We start from the raw sequence: 2,149 nt of genomic DNA, 5'->3' as shown, positions 1-2,149 counted from the left end.
GTAATGCGAACCCGGGTGGGGGCCGCGGTGGCGGCCCGCGATCCGCACCGCCGCTGAATCAGCTCCGTTCCGCGATGATCAGCAGCGAGGCGGGGCGGCCGGTCTGCGGGTGGACGGGCTCGCCGAGGCGAAAGAGGCGCCAGCCGGCCTGCGCGATGACGTCCATCCACGACGCCATCGTGCGGAAGTACCACGGCATCGGCGCGGCGAAATCCCCGCCGAAGCCGGCGAAGGTTTCCGTCCGCCATCCATCCACATAGCCTTCATCCCCCGCGGCAGCCCACGGGTGCACCGTCTGGATTACGAGCGATCCATCCTGCGCCGTTGCCTCACGCAGCGCGGCGAGGAGCGCGGCGGGGCGGTCGTCCAGCAGAGAGAAGTTGCAGACCACGGCGTCGAAGTCGCGCCCGAACCGCAGCGGATCGGCGGCGAGTTCGTCGTAGGTGGCGGCGTGGAAGTCTCCCCCGCCTGCCTGCTGCGCCGCTTCCACCAGCTCCGGCGACGCATCCACGCCCGTGACGCGCATCCCGCGCTCGGCGAGCGCACGCGCCAGCCATCCCTCCCCGCATCCCACGTCCAGCACGCGGCCGGGACGCAGTTCCTCCACCGTGCGGACGATGGCGTCATCCGTGACGAGGCGGCGGCTCTCGATGCCGCCGTCGCGCACGGCGCGGGTCCAGGCGGCCGCGTTGGCCGTCCAACTGCGGACCAGCGCTTCGCCGGGGTGCGTCACCGCTGCGGAAGCGAGAGGCCGAAGGCGAACGCGGTGCCGCCGTTGGCGGGATTGATGAGGATCCGGGCGCGCACCAGGGTGAACACCACGCCCACGCCGGCGTTCTGCACCCACGGCGGGCTGTGGTCGCCGCTCCACGCCGCACCCACCATGTGCACCGCCTCGATGCTCGGCGAGCCGACGTACGGCAGCACGATGCGGTTGATGGGGACGGCGTAGCTGGATTCGATGAACACCAGGTGGTCGCCGCGGAACGATGCGGTCGGCTCGGTGGCCAGCGTGGCGGCGCCGCCCAGAATGCCCTCGCGCTGAGGCGGCGCGTCTCCGCTCAGCGGCGCCATGCCGCGAAAGTAGACGCGCATCGTGTGCGTCCGCAGCGCCACGGCCTGGTAGCTCCCCTGCACCAAGCCCTGCGAAAAGCTCGCGTCCCCCACCCCGCCCGGCGCCACTTCCAGGTCCGCGCTTCCGTCCACGCGCGAGGTGGTTCCGCGCCAGTGGTATTCCGTCCCCAGCAGTCCGGAAACGATCGTGCCCTCCAGCACCGGCGGATTGGCGCGGTTCAGCCCGTCGCCAAAGAGCGACGGCGGATCGCGCTCGTCCAGGCTGCGGTCGCGCGAAACCTGGAAGCCTACGCGCGGGCCCACCCAGCTTTCGCCCGTGATGAGCGGAATGCCCACGGGGCGCTGCACCTGCACGCGCAGCAGGTCGGAATCCCAGTAGTCCCGCTCGTCGTCGCCAAAGACGGCGGCGCGCACGGTGTTGGAGAAGTCCGGGCGGATCCAGGCGTCGTTGGTGCGGTGCAGGCGAGAAACTTCGCCCGCCAGCTCCAGGTTCTGCGTGCCGAGGGGAACGCGAAAGCGCGCGCCGCCGCCCAGGTGGTTCTCGTTGCGGAAGCGGTACGCGCCAAAGACGCGGATGCTGGGCCCTTCCTCGTCGCGCGTGGGGCGGATGGTGCCGCTGGCGTACAGCGTGACCCCGTTCACGCGGTCGTAGCTGGGGAGCGGCCCGTACCCCGGCGCAAAGAACGGCGCGCGCGGCGGCGGGGTGACCGTTACGGCCGCCGTGTATCCGCCGCCCTCCCCCGTGGGCACGGTGCGCGTGGCCACGCCCGTGCGCGGCTCCTGCTGAAAGATGCTGTCGCGCCGCAGGATGGCGAGCGCGGACGGGTACACGCCGCCGTCCAGCACCGCGATGGCGCCGCCCACGCGCCCGCCCGGCCGGATCCAGAAGTCGCCGCCCAGCACGGCGACGGAGCCTTCCACGCTCCCCTGGAGCTTGACTTCCGCGTCGTAGATGACGAGGTCGCCGGGGGTGCGAAAGTCCGGCCCCAGCACCGTGTCGCGGTCGATGTAGACGTACTGCGCGCGGTCCACGATGCGGCGGGCCACGCGCACGGCCGGGCTGTCATCCGAGCCG

Annotated in this window: 2 protein-coding genes; both read right to left on the bottom strand. The window is 71.9% G+C overall.

The genetic code is table 11. The annotated features are described in order from the left end of the window. Positions 1 to 58: 58 nt before the first annotated feature. Positions 59 to 733, bottom strand: coding sequence for a class I SAM-dependent methyltransferase (locus VF665_RS19165; RefSeq protein ID WP_331055067.1), 675 nt, complete (start codon positions 731 to 733; stop codon positions 59 to 61). Continuing rightward, positions 730 to 2,149: hypothetical protein (locus VF665_RS19160; RefSeq protein ID WP_331055066.1), on the bottom strand; the 1,420-nt coding region annotated here is incomplete at its 5' end. The genes VF665_RS19160 and VF665_RS19165, both read right to left, overlap by 4 nt.

This window comes from Longimicrobium sp. (assembly GCF_036387355.1).
Lineage (GTDB): Bacteria > Gemmatimonadota > Gemmatimonadetes > Longimicrobiales > Longimicrobiaceae > Longimicrobium.
Note: the sequence above shows the minus strand (reverse complement) of the source record. Positions and strands in the feature narration are given on the sequence as shown.